Source organism: Limnochordia bacterium, from assembly GCA_023230925.1.
Classification (GTDB): domain Bacteria; phylum Bacillota; class Limnochordia; order DUMW01; family DUMW01; genus JALNWK01.
The window spans coordinates 1-6,463 of sequence record JALNWK010000088.1 but is presented as its reverse complement, the minus strand read 5'-3'; the positions used below and the strand labels follow the sequence as shown (position 1 = coordinate 6,463).

Genomic DNA, 6,463 nt, shown 5'->3' with positions numbered 1-6,463 from the left:
GTCTGCTCTCTCCTTTGACTTTGATTTCGCTTTCAATTATAAAGGTTATTTGAGCGGATTACCAGCCCTTTTTTCAATTCCCCTTCATATCGATATTTTCGTTGACTTTGACGGGGCCCTGGGTAATACCAATAGGGATAAGAGTGTCCAGAATATGTCCAAGAATTGGTTTGCCAGCCACATGTACTAAAGCCTTGGGTACAGTGTGGGTTTGGGGACGTAGCCGGGATCCAATCCCTGCAACGGGTAATATTGCTTTCATCTAGTTTTAGGCAAAGCTACTCCCCTTCAACCCAGGGAAGACTTTGCCTATCCTCCTTTCGACTAAGCCAGACTTGTTTGTTGAGCAGTCTGAGGCTCCTGTAGACAACAGAACCCCTTTCGAGCAGTTTGCATACAGTATCTATTCTGGTTCTAACCGGTAATTCCTGCACAAAAAGAGAGCAGTAAGTGGTTCAGCCAAAGCAACATGCTCTAAAACACAAGCATAAAGGGTAGAATACGATGTTGACACAGGTATTCATCCGATTCGACCAATCAGGTTCGAGTCGTTTGGGTGAGACGTTACCGCTCTCTTCATTTGGTAGTATGACCTAGAAAAAGGCGAATATGCGCTCCTAGCACTGGAAAATGTCGGCACACACTGTATTGACATGCCAATGATAACCTGGTATCATAACGGCAGCCGTGCGGATAACAGGGTTTGGCATTATTAAGTGGTGATCTAAAGGAACATTTCCCCTTAAGGTCTGGAATATCTAGTACACGGCCAATCGTTGACCCTATTGTGTTTTTTCCCGGAAGAGGTATTGACATCGGTTCGGAAATGTTATATCATCATCCGTGGGTCTGGCCTTTTAGCTTGGTCAACCCGAGATAAATACGTGCCCCCATCGTCTAGAGGCCTAGGACACCGCCCTTTCACGGCGAAGGCACCGGTTCGAATCCGGTTGGGGGTACCATCCTTATCAGAAAACGGCACCTTTGCTCTAAGGTGCTTTTTTAGTTTCTGACATATCAACTAAGCGGAAACCGCATTCCCACATCCTCAAGATCTCTATATACCCATGGGGGTATTCAGAAGAAAACAGGGTCGAATTTGTAGAACCATCCGGACATAATAAAAGTCTGGGGGTGTATGTGTGAATTTAACATTGAACAGTAGGATCCTGTTACTTACGTGGACCCCGGGGATTACCAAGGAAAGGTAGTATTTGTCTTCTTTTGGGGAAACAACTGCAGCTGGTGCCAGAAGGAGTTACCTTTTGTCGAAGATATCCATCGGCGATTTAGCGATAGGTAGCGGTTCTTACCATCCGGTGGATGGTTCACCGGCGAATGCCAGGAAATCTGCGGCTAAGTACGGATATGCCATACCGATTCTGATTGACAACGGGATTACCCCGCTTTGCTTTGGACAGCGGGGTATACCCTATAACGTAATTGTCGATCCTGAAGGGATGATCTCATCGGCACGGCCTGGCTACATTGAGTGGCAGGAGCTGCATAGACTGCTTATCGATGCAGGCGCGCGCTTAGAAAAGGATTAATGAATAGGCCCCACGGGTCCACCCGTGGGGCCTATTTATAACCAACGATTAACGCTGGTTATGCTTGGGCAGCTTAAAAAGAGGTAAACCCTGGGGATTGACATGGGGTAGGGGGGTATAGTATAGTGTTTTTACAAACTGAGAGGAGGGGTAATCGGTGAATGAAATTGATCGTACTTCGGATTGCACTAGATGTCGTTCGTGGTCAGATGAGGAGTCGGCAAAGGACCTTACCATCCGGCTAAATCGGATCGAAGGTCAGATCCGGGGGATTAAGAGAATGATAGAAAAGGGTGTCTACTGTGACGATGTCCTCGTTCAGATTGCATCGGCACAATCGGCTCTTCGCAGTGTTGCTAGACTGCTTCTTGAGCAGCACATGAAATCATGTGTCATCGAGCAACTACAACAAGGTGATGAACAGGTAATAGATGAGCTACTCCGAACGGTTTTCAAGCTACTGTAGCCGGTTAAGGAGGCATTACTATGGAAAAGGATAGGGAAAGCAGCCAAAGGGATCTGCTAAGGCTTTCAATTCAAGGAATGAAATGCGCAAGCTGCGCGGCGGGCGTAGAAGAAGGACTAAAGCAAAAACAGGGTGTGCTTGATGCAAATGTCAACCTAGTTATCCAAGAAGGAACCATTGTCTACGATAGGGGAGTAATAGGTCCCGATGACATTGTAGCGATGGTACAAGATCTAGGTTATACAGTAGGTGTTGAGCGACTAGAGTTATCTATTGATGGCATGTCTTGTGCATCCTGTTCAGCAAAAGTAGAAGAACACCTGAATAGGCTTTCCGGCATAGAGAAGGCCACCGTTAACCTTGCTACAGGTGTAGGCCGAATTGAGTATTTCCCTGGGATCATCACTGCTGAGAGGATTCGAGAGGAAATTGCAGGACTTGGTTACCCGACAAGGATTGCCAAGAGATTCGAGATAATGGAACGAAAAAAGGCGAGACAAGAGGAAATCCGAAAACAGCTATATCGTTTTACTGGTGCACTGGTCCTGTCGATACCCCTTATCGTTATCCACGTTTTAAGCATGCTCGGCTATGAATCAGCCTTCTTGAGCCCTTGGGTTCAGTTTGCATTGGCTACACCGGTTCAGTTTGTGGCTGGTTGGCAGTTCTATAGAGGGTCCTATCATGCTCTGAAAGCAGGCAGTCCAAACATGGACGTCTTGATAGCCCTTGGCACGTCCGCAGCGTATTTCTACAGCGTGGTCTCCTTGTTTGCTGGTTGGCAAACCCTGTATTTTGAATCAGCCGCGATGCTGGTGACCATTATTCTCTTAGGACGGATCTTAGAGGGGATTGCTAAGGGGAGAACCTCACAAGCTATAGAGAAACTCATCGATCTTCAGGTTAAAACCGCATCAGTATTGCGGAATAGCAAGGAGATCAAGGTACCCGTTGAGGAGCTTGTCCTGGGAGATATTGCATTAGTTCGGCCAGGGGAACGGGTTCCCGTGGATGGAGTCATTATCGAAGGAAGAACCAGTGTAGATGAATCTATGCTAACCGGGGAAAGCATTCCCGTGGATAAAAAGCCGGGTGATCAAGTGGTGGGGGCGTCAATTAATAAACAGGGGAGCTTCACTTTCCGAGTTACTAAAGTTGGAGAGGACACAGTCCTGGCTCAGATTATTCGATTGGTTGAAGAGGCACAAGGATCGAAGGCTCCGATTCAACGTCTAGCCGATCAGGTCTCAAGGGTGTTTGTCCCGGGGGCGATTATTCTTGCTGTGCTTACATTTATTGGGTGGTATCCACGGTATGGGTTTGCTGAAGCGTTGCTGCACATGACTACTGTTCTTGTGGTGGCTTGTCCCTGCGCGATGGGGCTTGCTACGCCAACAGCTATCATGGTTGGAACAGGTTTAGGTGCTGAATTAGGCATTTTGATCCGTGGCGGAGAGCATCTAGAACGAGCCGGAAAGATAGATACCGTTGTCTTGGATAAGACAGGGACTATCACGGAAGGCACTCCGGCTGTTACCGATTTAATCCTTTTGCCGCCCTACGAGGAAAACGAGGTTTTGGCAGTTGTTGGTGCTGCAGAAAAGCTATCGGAGCACCCTCTTGCAGAAGCTATTGTAAAAAAAGCAACTGCAGCGGGCGTGGAATTTCCATCAATCAAGGATTTCATGGCGATATCTGGGAAAGGCATACAGTTCAGCACCATGGATGCCACCTGGTATGTAGGAAACGAGACGTTAATGGCGGAGCAAAACGTCACCTTCGATCCGTCACTCTTCCAACGCCTTGAAGAAGAAGGAAAGACGGTTATGTTTGTGGCAACGGCGGGTTACCCGGTGGGTTTAGTCGCCGTTGCGGACACGGTTAAGGAACATGCCGCCGAAGCTATACAACAGCTTGATAATATGAGTATAGAAGTCTACATGCTAACTGGAGATCGGGAAAGGACAGCTCGGGCTGTTGCAACACAAGTAGGGATCAAACAAGTAATTGCCCAAGTACTTCCCGATGATAAGGCTAATCGCATCAAGCAACTTAAGGCCTAAGGCAAAGTGGTGGCGATGGTGGGTGATGGTATCAACGACGCACCGGCCTTGGCCTTAGCCGATGTGGGCATGGCGATTGGCACAGGTACCGATATTGCAATCGAAAGTGCATCTGTTACCTTAACCCGAGGGGATCTGCGGGCCATTCCCGCCGCTATTAGATTGTCCCGACAGACCCTGCGTAAGATTCGTCAGAACCTTTTCTGGGCTGTGATATACAATACGGTGGTAATTCCCCTGGCTGTCTTTGGTGTTTTTACGCCAGTAATTGGCGGTGCAGCAATGGCCCTAAGTTCAGTCTCGGTGGTTGCAAACTCCCTGCTTCTAAAACGGTTTAACCCTTTCCAGTAATGGGCGCAGTTCATAGGCAGCTGACAGGGTTTCTCCTATCAGCTGCCTTAGGATTTTCCGGCAGTAGGACCCATTCCTTAGTCGATGCAGCAAAGGCAGGGGTATCTGCTCAAGCAAGCAATGAACGAAGACTGTAGTCGGAGGTTTCAAGCTCTTGACTTTGCCTTTCTTGTGGATATATAATGTAAACACATGGGCGCGTAGCTCAGGGGGAGAGCGCTGCACTCACATTGCAGAGGTCGCTGGTTCGATACCAGCCGTGCCCACCATTTATAGTTTCGAGCGGGCGTAGCTCAGTTGGTAGAGCATCAGCTTCCCAAGCTGAGGGCCGCGGGTTCGAGTCCCGTCGCCCGCTCCATTTTATGCCGGCGTAGCTCAATCGGTAGAGCAGCTGAATCGTAATCAGCAGGTTGTGGGTTCAAGTCCTATCGCCGGCTCCATCTCAAACCCTTGATAATAAAGGGTTTTTCTTTTTGCCTTTACCATCCAAAAGTGAAATTATGGGGGCATCGGGTAAAATAGGGTAAATACGGTTGCCCCAACTAACGTGGCTGAAGGTTTCCCTGAAGAATGCAGAAGAGGTAGAGCACGCTAGATATCTTCATCGTAGGTTCGTCCATTCTGATTGGCTTCTTGGACCATTGGCACGTCTACTCAGTTGCTGAGTCACTAATAGTGCGATACCAAGTGACGTCATCAGGCTATCCAAATGCTACTCGGGGAATATTGGCGCCGCCTTGTCTACGATGTCATGCATATACGAGGGTAACTACTAGACGGTGGTAAGCATCTTTTCGGTGTTAATAGGGTGTTTTTCTCATGTTCGGAGGAAATACAGCGAAATAGCTGCTCTTGAGGGGCCGTTGTTTTGGTGGTATTCTTGTTAAAGACAGATCATTGAGGGACGGATAGATCGCCAATTGGTATGGATAGCTTGGCGGCCAGATGTGTAGGGTTGTCCTGGTAGGATTACTCCGGAGTATGTACTTAGAACCGCAAGTTAGTCTGCGGTGTAATTTATCAAGTGGGTATTGTCTGACACCGGACGATGCTTACGGCGTTAACAGATGGTGAACAGGAGGAAAGAGAGAGGGTATGGCTGCAAGGAAACGCAAACTGATTGTGAAGATTGCAGTTTCAGTTGTAATCATTGTTGCAGTAGCCCTAGGTGGTATATACCTATATTCCTCCTGGCAGATGAGCAAGATCCCATCCATGTCTTTTAAGGATATGCTTCATTACACGACAAAGGGAAATGAAAACGCCCTTATTACTGTGGGGATCCTTAAAGACGGGGAAATAGCATATACCGTATATGGATATAATGGAACGGTCGTACCACAAGACAAATATGACTATGAGATCGGCTCGCTCACAAAAACGTTTACGACTTCACTTCTTTGTAAGGCAATCCAAGAGGAAAAAATAGATCTGGACGCGCAAATAAATCAGTATCTTTTACTACCAACCAAGGGCTACTATCCGACGCTGAAACGGCTTGTAACCCATACTTCAGGCTATAGAGAGTACTATCTCGACTGGCACATGGCGGCAAACTTTCTAAACGGACAAGACAATGATTATTACGGTATTACCTTGGAATCGCTGAACAAGAAGGTAGGCAAAATCAATCTCGAGGATAAGGACCATCCTTTTCGCTGGTGGGGTTGCACTTATGGGACTTAAGAATGCGAAGTACGAACGCTTGATCTGAATTAAGGGAATTGATCTGAGAAGTGCGTAAACAATTCCGAAGACGGAGACTAAACTGTTTGCGGAGAATCCTTTCATTATGAGTTTTTTCCATGGAAGGAATTGTTTATGAGACTAAGTAAACGAAAGAAAGAAGACATCGTCATTCTACTTGTGATAACGCTAATTGCTTTGGCTATAGGACAAGGCCTTCCTGTATGTGTACCACCGGTACAGCCATGCGGTAAGGCACGGTATCGTAAGGCGAACATGAAGGATATAGTCCGAGCGGTACAAGCCCACTACGATAGTCTTCGGTTATACAGACGATTGTTTCGTGC

At 47.4% G+C, this 6,463-nt stretch carries 5 protein-coding genes, 4 tRNA genes and 2 pseudogenes; 10 read left to right on the top strand and 1 reads right to left on the bottom strand.

Going from position 1 to position 6,463, the window contains the following annotated elements:
• On the top strand, positions 1-190 hold a 190-nt coding region (locus M0Q40_12290), incomplete at its 5' end, for a hypothetical protein (GenBank protein ID MCK9223368.1).
• On the opposite strand, the pseudogene M0Q40_12285 reads toward M0Q40_12290, so the two are convergent.
• Positions 119-262, bottom strand: a pseudogene (locus M0Q40_12285) (sugar phosphate nucleotidyltransferase). The gene M0Q40_12290 and the pseudogene M0Q40_12285 overlap by 72 nt on opposite strands.
• Positions 263-886: 624 nt before the next feature.
• Here M0Q40_12285 and M0Q40_12280 point away from each other — a divergent pair.
• The 9 genes and pseudogenes from M0Q40_12280 to M0Q40_12240 form a co-directional block, all read left to right on the top strand.
• Positions 887-962: transfer RNA gene (locus tag M0Q40_12280), tRNA-Glu, on the top strand.
• Positions 963-1,265: 303 nt separating this feature from the next.
• Positions 1,266-1,550 carry a hypothetical protein gene (locus M0Q40_12275; GenBank protein ID MCK9223367.1) on the top strand — a complete coding sequence of 95 codons (285 nt, stop codon included), beginning with the start codon at positions 1,266-1,268 and terminating at the stop codon, positions 1,548-1,550.
• 235 nt (positions 1,551-1,785) lie between these two features.
• A complete protein-coding gene (locus M0Q40_12270; GenBank protein ID MCK9223366.1) occupies positions 1,786-2,016 on the top strand; it encodes a metal-sensitive transcriptional regulator in 231 nt (76 codons plus the stop codon).
• A gap of 20 nt (positions 2,017-2,036) precedes the next feature.
• Positions 2,037-4,430: pseudogene (locus tag M0Q40_12265) on the top strand (heavy metal translocating P-type ATPase).
• 194 nt (positions 4,431-4,624) lie between these two features.
• Positions 4,625-4,699: transfer RNA gene (locus M0Q40_12260), tRNA-Val, on the top strand.
• Between the two features lie 13 nt (positions 4,700-4,712).
• Positions 4,713-4,788 (top strand) — tRNA-Gly (locus tag M0Q40_12255).
• Positions 4,789-4,794: 6 nt separating this feature from the next.
• A tRNA-Thr gene (locus M0Q40_12250) sits at positions 4,795-4,870 on the top strand.
• Positions 4,871-5,525: 655 nt separating this feature from the next.
• Positions 5,526-6,116 (top strand): beta-lactamase family protein, encoded by a 591-nt coding sequence (locus tag M0Q40_12245; GenBank protein ID MCK9223365.1) that lies wholly within the window; start codon positions 5,526-5,528, stop codon positions 6,114-6,116.
• 135 nt (positions 6,117-6,251) lie between these two features.
• The coding region (locus tag M0Q40_12240; GenBank protein ID MCK9223364.1) for a hypothetical protein at positions 6,252-6,463 on the top strand (212 nt) is incomplete at its 3' end.